Origin of the sequence: Streptococcus cristatus (assembly GCF_001588905.1) — a bacterium.
Classification (GTDB): Bacteria; Bacillota; Bacilli; order Lactobacillales; family Streptococcaceae; genus Streptococcus; species Streptococcus cristatus_N.
Map to the genome: position 1 here is coordinate 1 of NZ_LAWH01000066.1, position 16,781 is coordinate 16,781.

A 16,781-nucleotide genomic window follows, 5' to 3' on the forward strand; every position below is an offset into this window, starting at 1 on the left:
GTGGGCTCTACTACGCTGATTTCATCAGCTTTTACAGCCCTACTCAACTGTGCGGAGGTGGGACGACGAAATCGAATTCTAACGAATTACCGATTTCTGCCCCACTCTCTTTAAAGTAGCGGAGCAAATAATTGCATGATTTCCTTCAGTAAACGCTGGTACCAGCTATTCTGAAGGGTTTCAAGCGAGATTTCTTTGGAAATGTCAAACAAGCCTTCAAAATCCTGCTTAATGTCCGCAATCGTTTCTGTCTGATACATAAGGACGGCATTTTCATAATGATGCACCAGACTACGGTAGTCAAAATTAATAGTTCCGACCACGGCTAACTCATCATCCGAAATAACGTTCTTACTGTGGATAAAACCAGGAGTGTACTCATAAATCTTAACACCAGCCTCCAGCAAGTCTGGATAAGCACCACGAGTGACTATCTGAATCAGCTTTTTATCAGGAATAAATGGCGTCACAATGCGAACATCCACCCCTCTCATGGCTGCATTTTTTATATCCTCTGTCAAATCATAATCAATAATCAAATAAGGAGTCGTAATATAGACATAATCGATGGCTTGATTGATGATATTCTGGTAAACAGTCTTGCCCACCTGTTCCTTATAAATCGGCTTAGGGCCACTACCATACGGAATATAAAGCCCTTTGCCTTCCACTCGCTGGCTATCAAAATGATAACGGTCAAAGTCTGTAATTTCCCCGCGATTAATGTACCAATTCATCAAGAAAAGACGGGTCAAAGCCTTCACTGCACTACCTTCCAGACGGACACCGCCATCTTTCCAATGCCCGAAGCGCACGATATGGTTGATATACTCGTCTGCTAGATTGATTCCGCCTGTATAGCCGACTTGCCCATCCACCACCAAAATCTTGCGGTGGTCACGATTGTTATAGGCCACCGTCATCCGCGGAATCACCTTATTAAACTTATGGGCATCAATTCCTATCTTGCGCAGCCTTTTCGTATAATCTCCTGAAAGAGTCGCCATACAGCCAATGTCATCGTAGAGCAGTTTGACTTCAACTCCCTGCTGGACCTTATCTACTAAAATCTCAAGGATACGATTCCACATCACACCTGGATCAATGATATAAAATTCAAGAAAAATGAATTTCTTGGCTGAGCGCAAATCATCCAGCATGGCCTCAAACATTTCTTCACCAAGGGGGAAATACTGCGAAGCCGTGCCATCGTAGACATCAGCATTGTGATCCATACTCAGCAAAGACTTGACAATGCCAAAGGCTGATTTATTTTCCTGCTTGAGTTCGACTCGCAAGTCATAGCTGTTATCCTCTCGAAACTTCATTGAGTCCATTTTTTCCAGCTGCTGAATTTCTTTTTTGGAAAGGCGCCGCTCACCAATCATCAGATAAAGCAAGAAGCCAAAGACGGGCACAACTGCAAACAAGAGCCAAGTCACCTTGCTTTCGGGAGGCATATTCCGATTGACAATCGCCAAGATAGTCCCAATATATAAAGAAACAATGACAAGGGCTGACAACCAATTGGGCACCAATTGATTAAAATAGAAAAAGGCCGCAAAAACAAGAAATAATTCCAGTAACATGATAATGATGCTGAAACCATACTTGGACATCAGCAAACGAAACTTGCCCAGATTCATCCTAATCCTCCCTCGTCTCATATTTCATCTAGTATAACAATAATTAGCAGCAATTTCAAAACTTTTTCAAAGAAAATAGTCTCTAGTCCAAGATTAAAGAAACCCCTAGCACTCCATTATCCAAACACACAAAAAGCTGGAGCATCTGTCCAGCCTTTTGTAGGATATTCCTTTTTGAACATTATTGCTTGGTGAAGACGATTGTGTCGTCATCATCGTTTTCCTGCGATAAATCTTCCAGAGTCAGTTGTTTTCCCTCTAGTCGATAACGCTTAACGTCATCTCCAATGATCATAGTTTGATTAGTTGGATCAACCTGCACCTGTTCAATTTCCTGCTCACCGTCGCGTTCGACCTTGGTCAGGGTTCCTTTATTTCCAGAAACTTCTAGGGTTAAGGCATCGCCTTCATGAGTGGCCTTATAGGTCCCATCTAAGTCACTAGCAGCCGCTTGACTGGAAGTAGAAGCCTCTGAACTACTAGTATTTACGCTACTGTTTGTATTGCTACTTGCCTTGCTATTTGATGACACTGTCTCAGATGACTGAGAAACAGAGGAACTCGCTTGAGATTGAGCAGCCTGATTGGATGGATTTTGGCCAGAATTGCCACAAGCTACCAATACAAAAGCGGTCATAGCCGTAAGGGCTGAAAGAACTAATTTTTTTGAAACCTTCATATCGTTTCTCCTTTCTTTGTTCCACTTCTATTTTACCAAACAGGGCTTTCTATGGTCAACTTATACACTCTGGAAGTAGGCTCGAACCTCTGCAATAAAATAAAGTGAGCCCGTTACAAACAGAACTTGGTCAGCCGTCTGCTCTTGTTTGAAATTCTCAATAAAGGCTCTATAATCCGCCACATAATCAAAGTCCGCAGCTTCTGCCTGCCCCACAGATTCGCCATAGTCAAAGCTGGTCACTGTCACCTGAACCTCTGGCAAGTTCTCCTGCAAATAGGCCAGCATACCGCTATAATCCTTGCGCTTTAAAGCTCCAAACAACAGGCTGCATGTCTTGCCCTTCTGCCCCTTGATAAACTCGACCAAACGCACCAAAGCTGGTAAATTATGGGCACCGTCCAGATAGATATTCGGACGAATTTCCTCTAGCCGCCCCGCCCAATGGGTCTTTTGCAAAGATGAAGGAAGCAAAGAAAAATCAATTTCCCAGCCCATTTGCTTCATAAAAAGCAGAAAAGCCTGCAAAGCCAGCGCTGCATTTTCTTCTTGGTAAGCACCCTGCAGTCCCAAGGTTACATACGATAAAAGAAGATCTTGATTCTTAAAAGAACGATCAGAAAACGAAAAATCACGCCCGTATTCATACAAATCCAAGTCCAAACTTGCTGCCCGCTGCTCACAGACCTGACGAGCCTCCTCTGGCAAGGGACCGATGACTGCAGAACAACCGTTCTTGAAAATGCCAGCCTTCTGCTCCGCAATCGCTGTAATGGTCTGCCCCAACGTCTCCTGATGATCCAAGCCCACTGAGGTCACCACTGAAACTTGCCCATCCAAGACATTGGTCGTATCTAGAAGTCCGCCAATCCCGACCTCGATGAGAGCCAGATCAACCTGCTCCTCTCTGAAATAAAGAAAGGCCAGCAAGGTCAAGATTTCAAAATAGGATAGCTGGTCGTGAGTCTTAACCAATTCTCTCTCCATCTCCTGAATCTGCCGCCCCAAGCGAACAAAATCAGCATCCGAAATCGGAAGTCCATTGATACAAATACGGTCATGAACGCTGACCATATGCGGAGATGTAAAGCTAGCTACCTTTTTCCCCTGATCGGCAAATAAATTCCGCATAAAAGCAATGGTAGAGCCCTTGCCATTCGTTCCTGTGACATGAATGACGGGGTAGGCCCCTTCAGGATTCCCCAGCAAATCTACCGCTCTCTGCATCCGCTCCAGACCTGAACGAAAGTTTAGGCCAATGCGACCGTTCAACCATTTTTCAATTTCATTCATCACTTTTCCTACATAAAAAGAGAAGCGAAGCAGACTTCAAATGTGAATCGCCACTCGCTTCTCTCTTCTTTTCTATTCTTCGTAAAGAAACTAGCTGTGGCCAAGCTGAGATAAATTCTCAAACTGGCTGATTTTCTAGTTTCTAAGTTCAGGCTAAAAAGGTCCCCCAGACCTTTTTACTCCTCCATAAAGCTGTTGAAGACTTCTTCAATCATATCCCACTCTGCATCAGAGTCTTCTGGGATTGGTTCCAATTCGCCTTCTGTTCCGTCTTCATTTTCTGTAAATGAGTAAGCTTGGATTTCAACTTCGCCGTTCTCATCTTCTTCAGCATTCACTGGTACCAAAAGTACGTAATTTTTTCCGAACTCTTCCTTACCATCAATGGTCAGAAGAATTTCAAATAAATTCTCGTTCCCTTGCTCATCTACCAAGGTAATCAATTCAGGCTGTGCCTGTTCGTGGTCATGATTATGATCGTGTGCCATAATTGTTTCCTCAATTCTTTCTAAAAGTTTCTATCTAAATAATTTTGTAAAATTAGCTGAGCCGCCAATTTATCAATCACTTTTTTGCGCTTGCTGCGGCTGACATCTGCCTGTTCAATCAGCATGCGCTCAGCAGCCACTGTCGTCAGACGTTCGTCCTGATACTCGACTGGAATTTGGAAAAGCTGGGCAATCTTCTCACCATAAGCCTTACTCGCTTCCACTCGTGGACCGCTGGTATTGTTCATATTTTTAGGGAGGCCAAGCACAAACTTGTCCACCTTATATTGCTCGACAAGCTCCGTCAAACGCTCAAAACCGAACTGCTCTTTCTCTTCATCAATCTGAATGATTTCGAGTCCCTGAGCGGTGAAGCCAAGTGGATCGCTAATTGCGACTCCCACTGTTTTCGAGCCAACATCTAGTCCCATAATTCTCATCAGAGGTCAATGCCTTGCCCTTTCAGATAATAACGCACCAGTTCCTCTACGATTTCATCGCGTTCGTATTTACGAATCTGATTTCGAGCATTATTATAACGAGGCACATAAGCAGGATCTCCACTCAGCACGTAACCTACGATTTGATTGATTGGATTGTAGCCCTTATCATTGAGTGACTTGTAGACATCGGTCAAAGTCTCGCTAATTTCTTTTTTGTTTGAATCATCAAGATTAAAACGTACAGTTTCGTCTGTAAATCCCACAATTACACCCTCTTTCTCTAAGAATACCATCATTATAGCATAATTACAGCAGTTTCACAAACTTAATCCATGTAAATTTTCTACTTTTTCGACATTTTTTCAACTATTTACCGTTCCTTCCCATCAAAAAACTAGCCCTTTTTCAAAGACCAGTTTTCATCAAAAATATTAGGACGGATTGCTAATTTCCTTGCCCCCTTCATCTTGGAAGGACTTGATAAATTCTTCTGGAGTCTGAGACTTCATTTGGCTAAAGATTGGCCCATAGGTCGGTACTTTAGAAGCCGCATCATAATCAAGATTTGTCGGATCAATAATAAAATCAATATCAACAGTGCCTTTTTCGGTTACTTTAACATTCACTTGAATACCTTTTACTTGTTCAAGTTTATCCACTCCTGAACTTTGCTTGAAGCTCTTGCTCACCTCTTCTTGCAGAGAGGACAAGTCTTGACCAGCTAAGGCAGACTTAGCTTCTTCTGGCAAATTTTGTGAAATAGCAATATTAACTTTTTCATATTTCTTGCCCGCATAGGTAACTGTCAAGGTCATCGTTTGATCAAGGCCTTGTACCTTTTGATTTAACTGATAAGACTTGGTAACCGATTTATCTTTTGCCTTGCTTTGGACAGACTGGTTGCTACCAGCTTTTCCACTATGTGATTGTTGTCCACAAGCTGTCAACACCGCCAAGCTAGCCATTAAAAGTACTACTGATTTTTTCATTTCTTTCTCCTTTTTGATTTTCTATGATTGACAAGAAGCTTCCTTACTGTTGCTCCTCAGCCCCGTTCATCAATAAATTATTGATATATTCTTCAGGTGGCATCTTTGTCATTTCTTTTAGATTGCTATTTTTAAAATAATTTAAAGTGAGTGCCTTTTCAATATCCAAATTGTCAAAATCGTAAGTTGACGTGATTTTCATTTCATTTTCATTAAGAATCTGAACGGTTCCGGTAAAACCAGCAACAGTTTTTGCCTGAGTATAGTCCGTATCCTTTTGCATTGATTCATCCAAGAGCCGCTGAGTCTCCTCCAGCCCCACTTCTTTAATCGCATTTTTGATACTATCATCCGTTGGAGTGATTCTCTCCATAATCACCTTGATAAAACGTTTCCCTTGATAAGTGATAATTTGACTAGATTGAATTCCTTGCTCATCTTTTGGAAAAACTAGTTTCTTGGTGATGACTTCCTGCTTTTCAGCCTGACTGATAATGGGAAGATTAGTTGTAATTTCCTCTTTTTTCCCCTTTGGCTTGTCTGCTTTCTTATGAGCGCAGCCAGTCAATATCACAGCTGCTAAGCCAAAAATTAGTAAAAATTTCTTCACGTTCCGTCCTCCTCAGAGATATTGTATCATAGTTTAACCGCTTGTCAATCATTTTTAGGTAATGAGACAGAAAAAAGGCAGCCTAAAAGGCGCCTTTCCTTATCTAATTATAGAGCTGCTCGTAAGCGAGCTTCTGTATTCTCAACATTGCGCACTGCACGAGGTAAGAAGGCACGGATATCATCTTCCTTGTAACCAACTTGGAGACGCTTGTCATCCACCAAAATCGGACTTTTCAGAATCCGCGGTGTTTCCATGATAATGTCAATAACTTCGTTCACACTCAAATCTTCAATATCAACACCGAGTCCTTTTGCATAACGGTTTTTTGAAGATACAATGCTAGCAATGCCATTTTCAGTTTTTGCTAAAATATCAAGAATTTCTTCTTTGGTAATTCCTTCCTTACCAAGGTTTTGCTCCTTGTAAGTCAATTGATGGGCGTTTAGCCAGGTCTTTGCTTTTTTGCAGCTAGTACAACTTGAAACCGTATAAATTGTGATCATGCAAGTACTCCTTTCGCTACACGATACTACTATCGTAGCATATTATACCACAAAAACCATCGGTCTTGCGACCTATTTTGCAAAATTATTCTTCAATGTCAAAGGCATCGTCTAGATCAAGAGTCACTTCTTCTAATCTTTCAAGAGGAGCCTCAGCCTTACCCTTCACTGCTTCTGCTGGCTCATCATCTTCAATCAAGCCGTAACGTACACGGACTTGACGGTCGATTTCATCAAAGACTTCTGGATGATCAGCCAAATATTTCTTAGCATTTTCAGAACCTTGACCGATTTTTTCATCATTATAGGAATACCAAGCACCCGCTTTTTTGATGATATCCAAGTCAGTTGCAATCTTAATCAGCTCGCCTGTCTTAGAAATACCTTCTCCGTACATGATTTCCACAAAGGCTTCCTTGAATGGTGGAGCCACCTTGTTTTTCACAACCTTGATTTTGGTTTCCTTACCGACATTGGTATCCTTCGCATCACCCGTACCCTTGATTTGGGTATTGCCACGGACATCCAAACGAACAGAAGCGTAGAACTTCAAAGCACGTCCACCTGGTGTTGTTTCAGGATTTCCAAACATAACACCAACTTTTTCACGTAACTGGTTGATAAAGATGGCAATCGTCTTGGTTTTATTGATAGAAGCGGACAATTTGCGCATTGCCTGGCTCATCATCCGAGCCTGCAGACCAACGTGGCTGTCACCGATATCCCCATCGATTTCTGCACGTGGCACCAGGGCTGCAACCGAGTCGATAACAACAAGGTCAACCGCACCAGAGTCAATCAATTTACCAGCAATTTCTAAACCTTGCTCCCCAGAGTCAGGCTGAGACAGCAGCAATTCATCAATGTTAACACCCAGAGCTGCAGCGTAGGATGGATCTAAAGCGTGCTCCGCATCGATAAAGGCTGCGATACCACCTTCTTTTTGAGCCTGAGCCACTGCGTGAAGAGCAACGGTTGTCTTACCAGAAGACTCTGGACCGTAAATCTCAATAATCCGCCCCTTAGGATAGCCACCCGCACCAAGGGCGATATCCAAAGCCAGAGAGCCTGAACTCATGACTTGAACCTTTTGCTCAGCCCGCTCGCCCAGACGCATAATGGCTCCCTTCCCAAAGTCTTTTTCAATATTCTTCAGAGCGTTATCCAAAGCTTTTTGGCGTTCATCTCCAAATTTCTTTGTGATTTCATCCAAATTTTTCTGTTTTTTTGCCATTTATTTCTCCTATTTTTTTCTAAAATGTCTTTTGGCCATCTGTTTATTATACCAAAAATCAGTTCTTTAATAAAGTTTTTCGTACGAGGTTGAAGGCGTGCATAACAGCAATCTTTCGCACATCACGACGGCTGCGACCAGCAATATTGACCTCAATCATTTCCGTTCCAGCAGCACTAGCTAAGCCGATAAAAACAGTCCCTGCTGGATGGCCTTCCAGTGAATCTGGGCCTGCTACACCTGTCAGACTGACAGCTAGGTCACTTTCGGTCAGCTTTCTAGCCTGCTCTGCCATTTTCCCAGCCGTAAAAGCGGAAACGACACCGTTCTGCTCCAGTTCTCCCAACGGAATATCCAGCATCCGGCTCTTTTCTTCCATACTGTAGGTGACAAAGCCACCTGAAAAAATAGAGGATGCACCAGCAAAATCCGCCAAGGTTGCTTGAAAGAGGCCAGCTGTCAAACTCTCCGCCGCTGAAATTGTCTTCCCTTGACTCTTGAGCAGATCAAAGGCCACTTGAGCCAAGGAATTGTCATCTCCATAACCGTAGAAAATCTCGGACAAAGACTGCCCCTCAAAACTCTGATACGCCAAAATAGACTTTTCCACAGCCTCAAACTTAGTATCCGCTTCTGCCTGACTCAGAGCTTTAGTGGACAATCGCAAGGTCACTTCGCCCGTCTTTGCATAAGGCGCAATGGTCGGATCGCTTTGTTGATCAATCATTTCAGCCAAAATAGTCACTAATTGACTCTCGCCAATTCCGAAGAAGCGCAGCACCCGTGAATACAATTTCTGCCCTGTGGATAAGAGGGGAACCAGCTCGTTATTGACCATAGGTTTGAGCTCGCTAGGCGGGCCAGGCAGGACTACATAGGTCACTCCGTCTGCTTCTAACAAGCCTCCAACAGCTAAGCCAGTCGCATTTGGTAGCGGAGTCGAGCCTGTCACCAGCTGAGCCTGACGTTCATTGTTGGGCGTTCGGGCATAGTCTGGTCGGCTGGCAAAAAAACGATCCAACTTTTCCACAGCCGCTGGGTCGAAGCTCAAATCTCGACCGACAAACTTAGCCAAGGTCTGCTTGGTCAAATCATCCTCTGTTGGCCCCAAACCTCCTGTCAGGATAATTAAATCACTGCGCTCTTTGGCAATTTCTAGGACGGAGAGAAGACGATTTTCATTGTCCCCCACTGCTGTCTGAAAATAGACATCAATCCCCAAACTCGCTAGCTTTTCAGATAAAAATTGGGCATTGGTATTGACAATCTGACCTGTCAGAATCTCGGTGCCCACAGCAATAATTTCTGCTTTCATAGAACCTCCTACCTTACTATTCGGAATTGGCTTTATTTTATCACAAAAAAGAGTAAAAAAGTTGATTTTCTTTTCAGGAAATAAAAAGAGCTGTCAACTTGATTGACAAAGTTGTCAACATGCTGTGGATAACTTTTGAAAATCTGTTTGTTATGGAGAATAACTGGCTTGTTAGGCAGATGCTATTGGCAAAGGAGAATTTTCTTTTTATAATAAACATGAAAAGGATGTAAAAAGTGATTTATTCATTTCGTTAGAAAGGGAACCATCATGAAAATTTCACAAGTTCTCAAAGATATTCGTCAACAAAATCAACTCACTCAGGAGGCCTTGGCGGAAAGGCTCAAGGTTTCCCGCTCTGCCATTGCCCGCTGGGAAAGCGAAAAAGGTATCCCTGATATTGGCAATCTGATAGCCATTAGCCGCGAGTTTGATCTCAGCTTGGACCAGCTCATCAAGGAGGATGGGCGCTTGGAGAAAAAGGTCATCGAAGACAGCAAGGCCAAGAAATGGCACTATTTGGTCATTTTCTACCTCTTCTCCGTTTTGGTTGAAATCGCCATCTTTGCTTATTTGCACCATATCTTTATGGCAGGCTTCCTCGTCTCTACTCTCTTTATGCTTTTCTACGAGCTGCGCATCTTTATCAAGGAAAAGATTTGGATGCAAGAAGAAGAGTAAAAATATCCGCACTCTACAGAAAAGGCTTAGACAACTATCTTGTCTAGGCCTTTTTTTCGTCATTCTTTAACTGACTTTCATAGCGGAGACGGATGGTCGGCTCTCCGCGAAGGCTCAATCCCTCCTTTTCCCACATCAGTGTCATCCCAATTTTTTCTAAAACTCCTTGACTAGCAAGATTGGGCTTAGTCGTGTGGGCAAGAAATATCTTTACCCCCGGCATGTTCTGAGCCAATTCTTTTAAGGCTAAGGCTGCTTCAGTTGCGTAACCTTTTCTGTGATAGTTAGCATTGACTGTATAGCCTATTTCCGCCGTTTCTTGTTCCGTATCTATTCGAAGAGAGATATTGCCAATTAATTTGCCTTCAGATTTCAGCTCAATACCGTAGCGCCCCAAAGGAGCACTTAAATTATATAAAACAAGACTCTCTCGGCTCTCTTCTATGCTTTGGTGCTCTGGATAATCATATTTTAATAATTCTCCATCTGAAGTATATTCGTGATAATCCAACAAATCATCCATGGTCATGGGACGTAGGAGAAGACGCTCCGTCTCCAAGATACGATTCTCTGCCAAATATACTAAGGCTTTATTATCCATCCTTCATTTCCTTTCTGAATAACCTCAAAAGTTACTAGAGCACAATATCTTCTTTTTATTGACTTAGTAGTCTACTGGCTTATTGAAAAAATTGTAATCACAAAAGCAATGATATTATTGCAACAATGAAGGGCAATTGGATACCAGATATTTTTGTCCTTTCTCAGATACAAGAGCGAGAGAAGAAGACCTCCGGCAATATAGGAAATAGCTGTCACCCACTCTGATAAGGCCCAGCTGTGCATATGAAGGGTGGCAAATAGAAGGGTTGTTAAGACAATACCGAGCCCGTCAGAGAATTTTGCCAAAAAAGTACCTAGGAAAAAGCGGCGGAAGAAAAACTCTTCAACGATTGGCCCGATAAAGCAACCGATAACCAAGATTAAAAATGGATTTTTCAACAAGGCTCCTTGAATACTGGCATCATTCTGCCCCTGTAGCGGCAAGCCCAGACTCTGTTTAATCAAAGCTGAAAGCAGGTTGCAGGCAATGGACAGGAAGAAAACGAAGACCATGTACAAAGAAATCGTTTTTAGAAATTCCTTCTTCTTGGTCAGAATCAAGGCCAACTGCTCCTTTAATTCTTCACGATAAGCTAAGATTCCCAAGATAAATAAAAGGAAATAAACTGGATAAATTAGCCAATTTATTCCAATCAGCTGCAAGCCTCTACCTAGAAATAAAATAGTATAGAGGGTGATAAAAATGAGGAGAAATTTTCTTGTTTTCATTGTTCTACTTCCAATCACAATTCTTTTCATGGTCATTGATAAGGCCAGCTGCTTCTAAGAATGAATAGACACAAACTGGACCGACAAATTTGAAGCCTTGCTTTTTCAGTGCCTTGGACATGCTTTCTGACAGCTCTGTCTTCGTCGGAGCTTCCTTGTAGTTCGTAATTTGATTGTCAATCGTTTTGAACTCGACAAAGGACCAGATATAGTCGTTAAAAGAGCCAAACTGCTTTTGAACAGCCAAAAAAGCTTGAGCATTATCCCTAGTCGCATAGATTTTCATCTTATTGCGGACGATATCAGGATTGTACAAAAGAGCATCCAAGTCTGCATCCGTCATCTGAGCAATTTTCTGGGCATCATAGAAATGAAAAGCTTCCCGAAAAGCCTGACGTTTATTCAGAATGGTCTCCCAAGAAAGTCCAGCCTGATAAGTCTCCATGCAGAGCAATTCAAATAATTTCTGATCATCATGGAGAGGCTTGCCCCACTCCTCATCATGATAGGCTACATACAAGGGGTTGTTCATTTTTACCCAGCCGCAGCGTTTGGTCATATCTTCCTCCTATTTCACTAACATCTTAAGGGCTGACTTGATATAGTTTTCTGCTGTATCAGTCGTGCCTTCAAAGAATTTCTTGATTTTCTTGAGTTCAGCGGCTTTGTAGCCCAGAGCCAGCATGGCTTCCATGGCTTCTTCCAGCTCTTGATTATCCACAGTCTGGACGGGTGCCTTGCTTTCTGCTTGACCATCTGCCGCCACTACCTTGCCTTCTAAGTCCAGCACCATCTGCTGGGCTGTTTTCTTGCCAATCTTAGGAAACTTGGTCAGGTAGGTGATGTTTTTTTGCTCAATGGCCTGCACTAAGCCAGCATTATCATCTGCCGCAATAATAGCCAAGGCAGACACTGGGCCAATACCTGAGACCGAAATCAAGCTGAGAAAGAGTTGCTTCTCCTCTTCTGAGCGAAAGCCATAAAGCAGCTGCGCATCCTCACGGACAACCTGATGCACATAAATTTGCGTTTCTTGATTGACTAGACTTGAGTATGCATAAGGATTGGCCACATGAAGAATATAGCCGATCGAGTTGACTTCCAATACAATGTATTTGGCTGTGATTTTACTGATAATTCCTTTAAAATATTCGTACATAATCTTCCTTCTTTTTGTATCATTTTGCCTATCTAGTATATCATATTTTCTGTCTGGAAACTGCAAACAGAGGTGCAACCATTGGTTGACAAAATGTACAGGAAGCTGTATTCTCAAGATATCTAAAAGCTGTTAGGATAGAGTTAGCAAAGAAAAGGAGGCTGTCACGATGAAACTCGCTGATAAATTATTTGAACTAAGAAAAGAAAAAGGCTGGTCACAAGAAAAACTAGCTGAACAAATCAATGTCTCTCGCCAGAGCATTTCCAAGTGGGAGTCTGGCCAAGCACTGCCCGAGCTGGAAAAAATTGTAGAGCTGAGCAAGATTTTCCAGGTGACGACAGACTATCTGCTTTTAGAAGAAAGCGACAGGCCGGAAAGGAAACCCATCCTCTCAGAAGACGAAAAAGACCACTACTATAAGCAAGTAAAATCTTATGGCTTCTGGCATGTTTTGTATATTTTTGTATTAGCCTTGGCTATTTATCTCTTTTCCGCAGGTTCTATCTTTCCAGCAACATTCACTGGCCTGGTCTGGTTGTCCTTCTTCCTCTTAGTCGCATCCGCAATGGCTATTAACAAGGTGTTAAAGATTAAGGAAAAGTATCTGGATAAGGTTATAGGCCTTGATAAGGATTCTAAAAAAGAAGGTGCTAAAGATGAAACTAAAAATTGACAATCCCATACCTGTCAAAACTCGTCTGAAAGAGCTGATTGGAGACTGGCTCTTCATCTCAGACTACCTCATTGCTCTTTTTTACTAGCTATGGGCTTTTACAATCTGGTTCTAGGAGGCATTCCTGTATTCACTGAAGCCCAGGGCCAGCTACTGGCTTCTTCTACCTCAGTCCTACCCCTAACTGTTATCTTTGCTTGGCTAGACTATAGAAAAGGAAGTCTTGGCAAGCGTTGGGCAGGTTTACAGTTGGTTTACAAACATAAGAGCCTTTCCTACAGCCTTTTGCGCTCTGCTATCAAGTTTTTCCCTTGGCAGCTGGGGCATATGGGAGCTATCCGTAGTGCTTATCAAGCAGATGCTCTGTCAATTTTCTTGTCAACTTCAGCAGGGATTCTCTTCTTGACCTTTCTGCTGATGGGACTGCTTCGCAAGGACAAACGCCATCCAGCTGATTTACTTGCTGGGACACAAGTTCAGCTCAAAAATTCAAAACAGCTCTAGTTCTGCGACTAGGGCTGTTTGATCTTCTATAGAGTTTAGTATTTCCCCAACTCCCGTAGGCTAGTATGATTTTCCTGAATGCGGCGGAACATTTTTTCCATATCCGACTTGGTAAAGTTGACCAAGACCGGCCGGCCGTGTGGGCAGTTATAAGGATTATCACACTGGGACAGCTGAAAGAGCAAGTCACGCGCAGAATAGTCATCCAGACTGTGATTGGCCTTGATGGAGCGTTTGCAGCTCATCATAATGGCCAGCTCTGCTCGATATTTCTTGATGGAAACTTCCTTGGTCAGGAGAAGCATATCACACATCTCATAGATGCCTGCCTCAATCTCCTCTTCCTTAAACCAAATGGGGTGCTCACGGAGGATAAACTGGTTGGATCCGTACTCTTCTAAAAAGATGCCAGCATCTTCTAACAGCTCCATCCGCTGCTTGATTCGCAGCATATCGTCTGCTGGAAATTCAAAGATATAGGGCACCAAGAGCTGCTGCTGGCTATTGTCCACATCCCCAATCTTCTCCCGATAATACTCATACTTGACCCGCTCTTGGGCAGCATGCTGGTCAATAATGTAAAGACCGCCCTTGCCCTGAGCAAAGAGATAGGTGCCATGCATCTGGCCGAAATATTCTAACTCTGGAAAGGATGATTTCTCTTCCTGTTCCAACTTATCCACAGCCCGCTCCAGACTGGCCTGGTCTAGCTCTGGATGGTCTAGTTGATCATAACTGGCCGGCTTTCGCTCTGCAAATTTGACTGAAGTTGGTTGTGGCTCTGCTTTTTCATCTGTCGCTTCATGAATAGGCTCCGCTGATTCTTCAAAGGATAGTTGCTGCTCCGCGACTTGTGGCTTGAGGAAGAAGTCATTCTGCTCCTTATCGTAGTAGAGGCGATTTTCTTTCAGCGGAAGGCTGGTCTGTTCGGGCTTAGTGGCACGCTTAACAGTTGATTTGGCTAGATTTTCCAAAGCATCCGGGATAAGGTCTTGCTCCTTGAGACTGGTCGCAATAGATTGCGAAATCAAGGCCATGAGTTCCCGCTCTTTAGAAATCCGCACCTCTTGCTTGGTCGGATGGACATTGACATCGGCCAGATAGGGGTCAATCTGAATATTGATGACTGCTAGTGGAAAGCGGCCTACCATCAGCTTGCTGCCGTAGCCGTCCAAAATAGCTCGATTGAGCAGGAAATTCTTGATATAGCGGCCGTTAATGAGAATCGTAATATAATTCCGATTCGCACGAGTCAACTCAGGCAGACTGACATAGCCGCTCACTTCAAAGTCCAAATCTGAAGCAGAGATTTCCACCATTTTCTTAGCTGTTATCAAACCATAGATTCCTGCAATAGCCTGACGCAGATTACCACTGCCGGCAGTCCGTGTCATTTCGCGGCCGTCACTGACAAGGGTGAAAGCCACCTCTGGATGGGCCAGACTAAGCCGATTAATCACATCAACGATATGGGAAAGCTCAGCCTGCTGGCTCTTCATATACTTGAGCCGGGCTGGAGTATTAAAGAAGAGATCTTCTATCTTGATTTTCGTTCCTACCGGACTGCTGGTAGGCTCATGCTCTTCTATCTCACCGCCTTGGGCAACCAGCAAAGTCCCGTGCTGACCAGATTCGGTCGCTGTTTCAATGGTAAAACGCGAGACAGAAGCAATGGAAGGAATGGCCTCGCCACGGAAACCCAGCGTCCGAATCCGAAAGAGATCCGCCTGTTTCTTGATTTTACTGGTAGCATGGCGACGAAGAGCCAGAGGGACATCTTCGTGGTCTATGCCCTCGCCATTATCCGTCACCTGTATGCTCTTGAGTCCGGCCTCCTCGATTTCGATAGTAATCTGGCTGGCACCCGCATCAATTGAATTTTCCACCAGCTCCTTGACCACGCTGCTAGGCCGCTCAATGACTTCACCGGCCGCAATCTGATTGGCTAGAATTTCTGGAAGTTCGATAATTTTTGACATCTTTTTCTCCGTATTTGTTCTGCTATCTATTATAACACATTGGGCTCTTTCTAGCAGAGGGCAGCCTTGTCTTGACCATTCTGCTCGCAAGGCAAACCAGATAGACGCGAATTGCTACCACATGGACAAAAGGGCTTGTTTTCTTTGCTACGTTGCGGTTTAATAAAGGTGAAAGGAGGAAGTTATGAAAGTTAAGCTAAGAATCAATTCTCAAGTCACCGAAGACACCGTCAGCATTGAGGCTCGACTCATGACCGAAAGCATTCAGGAATTGGTCCACTTTGCTCAACATCTGGGTAAAGAGGATAAGATCCATGTCAAGAAAGGAGACGACATCTATCTGCTGGATGCTAAGGAAATCCACCGAATCTATACAGAAAATCGTCAGGTTCGGGTCCGAACAGCAAAAGACAGCTATCGAGCTCAACAAGCTCTTTATCAATTACTGCAGGTCCTACCGGAATATTTTCTGCAGATTTCTCAGTCGGAGATTATCAACAGCCGACAAATCAGCCACCTCAAGCTGACTCCAAATGGTCTGATTCAGATATTTCTGAAAAACGGCGATCAGACATACTCGTCTCGCCGTTATCTAAAATCCATTAAAGAAAGGTTGCAATTATGAAAACTCGTCTAAAAGAACTTTTTTTCGGAGGAATTGGAGGGATTTTCATCGGTCTCTTTTTCTCCATAATTATTTCTTATTTTTACAATCCAGCTTATCTACCGTTGCACCCTCGCTCTCCTATTGGCCACTTCTTTTTGAACCAGCATGTCCATGTTTCCCTTATCATGCTCTACTGCCTCCTTATCTGGTTTGTCATGGGAGCTATTTTCAGATGGAGCGGAAGCTTCTTCCAAAGAGACTGGAGCATCCTGCGCTCCATCGCCAGCCACTATGGCGTGATGATTCTTACCTTTGCACTTTTGGCTAATCTAGCTGGATTTTTCCCAAGAGAAAAAATACTCAGCCTGACACTGACTGCCGTCGGGGAATTCACTCTCATTTATCTGATTATTTCAGGCGTTATCTACTACCGCACCTACCGCAACATTCAAAAAATTAATAGCGGTTTGTCTAGCAAATCGTGAGAATAAAAAGAGAGTGGGACAGAAATCGGTAATTCGTTAGAATTCGATTTCGTCGTCCCACCTCCGCACAGTTGAGTAGGGCTGTAAAAGCTGATGAAATCAGCGTAATAGAGCCCACTCAACCACTGCGTCTTGCTCGACAATCCAAAGACAAT

20 protein-coding genes and 1 pseudogene are annotated in these 16,781 nt (G+C 43.4%); 5 read left to right on the forward strand and 16 right to left on the reverse strand.

Annotated features, from left to right (window positions below; all coding sequences use genetic code 11):
- Positions 1-110: 110 nt before the first annotated feature.
- From cls to A0765_RS09615, 11 genes are all read right to left on the reverse strand, one after another.
- On the reverse strand, positions 111-1,646 hold the full coding sequence (gene cls / locus A0765_RS09565) for a cardiolipin synthase (protein WP_062006338.1): 1,536 nt from the start codon (positions 1,644-1,646) through the stop codon (positions 111-113).
- Positions 1,647-1,827: 181 nt separating this feature from the next.
- Positions 1,828-2,325: an SP_0198 family lipoprotein gene (locus tag A0765_RS09570; RefSeq protein WP_062006340.1), complete on the reverse strand. Its 498-nt coding sequence runs from the start codon at positions 2,323-2,325 to the stop codon at positions 1,828-1,830.
- Between the two features lie 60 nt (positions 2,326-2,385).
- Positions 2,386-3,618, reverse strand: a complete 1,233-nt coding sequence (locus A0765_RS09575) for a bifunctional folylpolyglutamate synthase/dihydrofolate synthase (RefSeq protein ID WP_062006342.1) — start codon at positions 3,616-3,618, stop codon at positions 2,386-2,388.
- 176 nt (positions 3,619-3,794) lie between these two features.
- Complete coding sequence (locus A0765_RS09580) at positions 3,795-4,106, reverse strand: DUF1292 domain-containing protein (protein WP_005591498.1); 312 nt, start codon at positions 4,104-4,106, stop codon at positions 3,795-3,797.
- Positions 4,107-4,126: 20 nt separating this feature from the next.
- Positions 4,127-4,546: a Holliday junction resolvase RuvX gene (gene ruvX / locus A0765_RS09585; RefSeq protein ID WP_005591497.1), complete on the reverse strand. Its 420-nt coding sequence runs from the start codon at positions 4,544-4,546 to the stop codon at positions 4,127-4,129.
- Positions 4,546-4,812 carry an IreB family regulatory phosphoprotein gene (locus tag A0765_RS09590; RefSeq protein WP_005592119.1) on the reverse strand — a complete coding sequence of 89 codons (267 nt, stop codon included), beginning with the start codon at positions 4,810-4,812 and terminating at the stop codon, positions 4,546-4,548. Before A0765_RS09590 ends, ruvX begins: the two co-directional genes overlap by 1 nt.
- A 168-nt stretch (positions 4,813-4,980) precedes the next feature.
- Positions 4,981-5,538 (reverse strand): SP0191 family lipoprotein, encoded by a 558-nt coding sequence (locus A0765_RS09595; RefSeq protein WP_045500214.1) that lies wholly within the window; start codon positions 5,536-5,538, stop codon positions 4,981-4,983.
- Between the two features lie 43 nt (positions 5,539-5,581).
- Entirely contained in the window at positions 5,582-6,148 is a 567-nt protein-coding gene (locus A0765_RS09600; protein WP_005591494.1) for an SP0191 family lipoprotein, read from the reverse strand.
- A gap of 107 nt (positions 6,149-6,255) precedes the next feature.
- Positions 6,256-6,654, reverse strand: coding sequence for a transcriptional regulator Spx (gene spx, locus A0765_RS09605; RefSeq protein WP_005591493.1), 399 nt, complete (start codon positions 6,652-6,654; stop codon positions 6,256-6,258).
- 85 nt (positions 6,655-6,739) lie between these two features.
- Positions 6,740-7,888 carry a recombinase RecA gene (gene recA / locus A0765_RS09610; RefSeq protein ID WP_062006343.1) on the reverse strand — a complete coding sequence of 383 codons (1,149 nt, stop codon included), beginning with the start codon at positions 7,886-7,888 and terminating at the stop codon, positions 6,740-6,742.
- 58 nt (positions 7,889-7,946) lie between these two features.
- Positions 7,947-9,203, reverse strand: a complete 1,257-nt coding sequence (locus A0765_RS09615) for a competence/damage-inducible protein A (protein WP_062006345.1) — start codon at positions 9,201-9,203, stop codon at positions 7,947-7,949.
- 270 nt (positions 9,204-9,473) lie between these two features.
- Here A0765_RS09615 and A0765_RS09620 point away from each other — a divergent pair, with 270 nt between their 5' ends.
- Positions 9,474-9,884: a helix-turn-helix domain-containing protein gene (locus A0765_RS09620; protein ID WP_062006347.1), complete on the forward strand. Its 411-nt coding sequence runs from the start codon at positions 9,474-9,476 to the stop codon at positions 9,882-9,884.
- Positions 9,885-9,927: 43 nt separating this feature from the next.
- Here the strand turns inward: A0765_RS09620 and A0765_RS09625 are convergent, their stop codons facing one another.
- The 4 genes from A0765_RS09625 to ruvA all read right to left on the reverse strand — a co-directional run bounded on the left by A0765_RS09625 (position 9,928) and on the right by ruvA (position 12,375).
- The gene (locus tag A0765_RS09625; protein WP_062006349.1) at positions 9,928-10,485 is read right to left on the reverse strand and encodes a GNAT family N-acetyltransferase; all 558 of its coding nucleotides are present in this window, start codon (positions 10,483-10,485) and stop codon (positions 9,928-9,930) included.
- Positions 10,486-10,556: 71 nt separating this feature from the next.
- Positions 10,557-11,216 carry a CPBP family glutamic-type intramembrane protease gene (locus A0765_RS09630; protein WP_062006351.1) on the reverse strand — a complete coding sequence of 220 codons (660 nt, stop codon included), beginning with the start codon at positions 11,214-11,216 and terminating at the stop codon, positions 10,557-10,559.
- Positions 11,217-11,220: 4 nt separating this feature from the next.
- Complete coding sequence (locus tag A0765_RS09635) at positions 11,221-11,775, reverse strand: DNA-3-methyladenine glycosylase I (RefSeq protein WP_062006353.1); 555 nt, start codon at positions 11,773-11,775, stop codon at positions 11,221-11,223.
- Between the two features lie 9 nt (positions 11,776-11,784).
- Positions 11,785-12,375: a Holliday junction branch migration protein RuvA gene (ruvA, locus tag A0765_RS09640; RefSeq protein ID WP_062006356.1), complete on the reverse strand. Its 591-nt coding sequence runs from the start codon at positions 12,373-12,375 to the stop codon at positions 11,785-11,787.
- Positions 12,376-12,544: 169 nt separating this feature from the next.
- Between ruvA and A0765_RS09645 the strand changes: the two genes are divergently transcribed.
- Positions 12,545-13,051 (forward strand): helix-turn-helix domain-containing protein, encoded by a 507-nt coding sequence (locus tag A0765_RS09645; RefSeq protein ID WP_062006358.1) that lies wholly within the window; start codon positions 12,545-12,547, stop codon positions 13,049-13,051.
- A pseudogene (locus tag A0765_RS09650) lies at positions 13,035-13,555 on the forward strand (RDD family protein). The gene A0765_RS09645 and the pseudogene A0765_RS09650 overlap by 17 nt, the downstream one beginning before the upstream one ends.
- A 35-nt stretch (positions 13,556-13,590) precedes the next feature.
- Here A0765_RS09650 and mutL read toward each other — a convergent pair.
- Complete coding sequence (mutL, locus tag A0765_RS09655) at positions 13,591-15,534, reverse strand: DNA mismatch repair endonuclease MutL (RefSeq protein WP_062006360.1); 1,944 nt, start codon at positions 15,532-15,534, stop codon at positions 13,591-13,593.
- 184 nt (positions 15,535-15,718) lie between these two features.
- On the opposite strand from mutL, the gene A0765_RS09660 reads away from it, so the two are divergent.
- The gene (locus A0765_RS09660) at positions 15,719-16,159 is read left to right on the forward strand and encodes a LytTR family DNA-binding domain-containing protein (protein ID WP_062006361.1); all 441 of its coding nucleotides are present in this window, start codon (positions 15,719-15,721) and stop codon (positions 16,157-16,159) included.
- Positions 16,156-16,626, forward strand: a complete 471-nt coding sequence (locus tag A0765_RS09665) for a DUF3021 family protein (RefSeq protein WP_062006363.1) — start codon at positions 16,156-16,158, stop codon at positions 16,624-16,626. Before A0765_RS09660 ends, A0765_RS09665 begins: the two co-directional genes overlap by 4 nt.
- The last annotated feature ends 155 nt before the right edge of the window (positions 16,627-16,781 follow it).

What these genes read in the sequence shown, in the direction of transcription:
- mutL (WP_062006360.1), bottom strand. Translation starts at nt 15,534, where the DNA reads ATGTCAAAAATTATCGAACTTCCAGAAATTCTAGCCAATCAGATTGCG.
- A0765_RS09620 (WP_062006347.1), top strand. Translation starts at nt 9,474, where the DNA reads ATGAAAATTTCACAAGTTCTCAAAGATATTCGTCAACAAAATCAACTC.
- ruvX (WP_005591497.1), bottom strand. Translation starts at nt 4,546, where the DNA reads ATGAGAATTATGGGACTAGATGTTGGCTCGAAAACAGTGGGAGTCGCA.
- A0765_RS09665 (WP_062006363.1), top strand. Translation starts at nt 16,156, where the DNA reads ATGAAAACTCGTCTAAAAGAACTTTTTTTCGGAGGAATTGGAGGGATT.
- A0765_RS09575 (WP_062006342.1), bottom strand. Translation starts at nt 3,618, where the DNA reads ATGAATGAAATTGAAAAATGGTTGAACGGTCGCATTGGCCTAAACTTT.
- spx (WP_005591493.1), bottom strand. Translation starts at nt 6,654, where the DNA reads ATGATCACAATTTATACGGTTTCAAGTTGTACTAGCTGCAAAAAAGCA.
- A0765_RS09580 (WP_005591498.1), bottom strand. Translation starts at nt 4,106, where the DNA reads ATGGCACACGATCATAATCATGACCACGAACAGGCACAGCCTGAATTG.
- ruvA (WP_062006356.1), bottom strand. Translation starts at nt 12,375, where the DNA reads ATGTACGAATATTTTAAAGGAATTATCAGTAAAATCACAGCCAAATAC.
- A0765_RS09645 (WP_062006358.1), top strand. Translation starts at nt 12,545, where the DNA reads ATGAAACTCGCTGATAAATTATTTGAACTAAGAAAAGAAAAAGGCTGG.
- A0765_RS09630 (WP_062006351.1), bottom strand. Translation starts at nt 11,216, where the DNA reads ATGAAAACAAGAAAATTTCTCCTCATTTTTATCACCCTCTATACTATT.
- A0765_RS09570 (WP_062006340.1), bottom strand. Translation starts at nt 2,325, where the DNA reads ATGAAGGTTTCAAAAAAATTAGTTCTTTCAGCCCTTACGGCTATGACC.
- A0765_RS09595 (WP_045500214.1), bottom strand. Translation starts at nt 5,538, where the DNA reads ATGAAAAAATCAGTAGTACTTTTAATGGCTAGCTTGGCGGTGTTGACA.
- recA (WP_062006343.1), bottom strand. Translation starts at nt 7,888, where the DNA reads ATGGCAAAAAAACAGAAAAATTTGGATGAAATCACAAAGAAATTTGGA.
- A0765_RS09660 (WP_062006361.1), top strand. Translation starts at nt 15,719, where the DNA reads ATGAAAGTTAAGCTAAGAATCAATTCTCAAGTCACCGAAGACACCGTC.
- cls (WP_062006338.1), bottom strand. Translation starts at nt 1,646, where the DNA reads ATGAATCTGGGCAAGTTTCGTTTGCTGATGTCCAAGTATGGTTTCAGC.
- A0765_RS09635 (WP_062006353.1), bottom strand. Translation starts at nt 11,775, where the DNA reads ATGACCAAACGCTGCGGCTGGGTAAAAATGAACAACCCCTTGTATGTA.
- A0765_RS09625 (WP_062006349.1), bottom strand. Translation starts at nt 10,485, where the DNA reads ATGGATAATAAAGCCTTAGTATATTTGGCAGAGAATCGTATCTTGGAG.
- A0765_RS09615 (WP_062006345.1), bottom strand. Translation starts at nt 9,203, where the DNA reads ATGAAAGCAGAAATTATTGCTGTGGGCACCGAGATTCTGACAGGTCAG.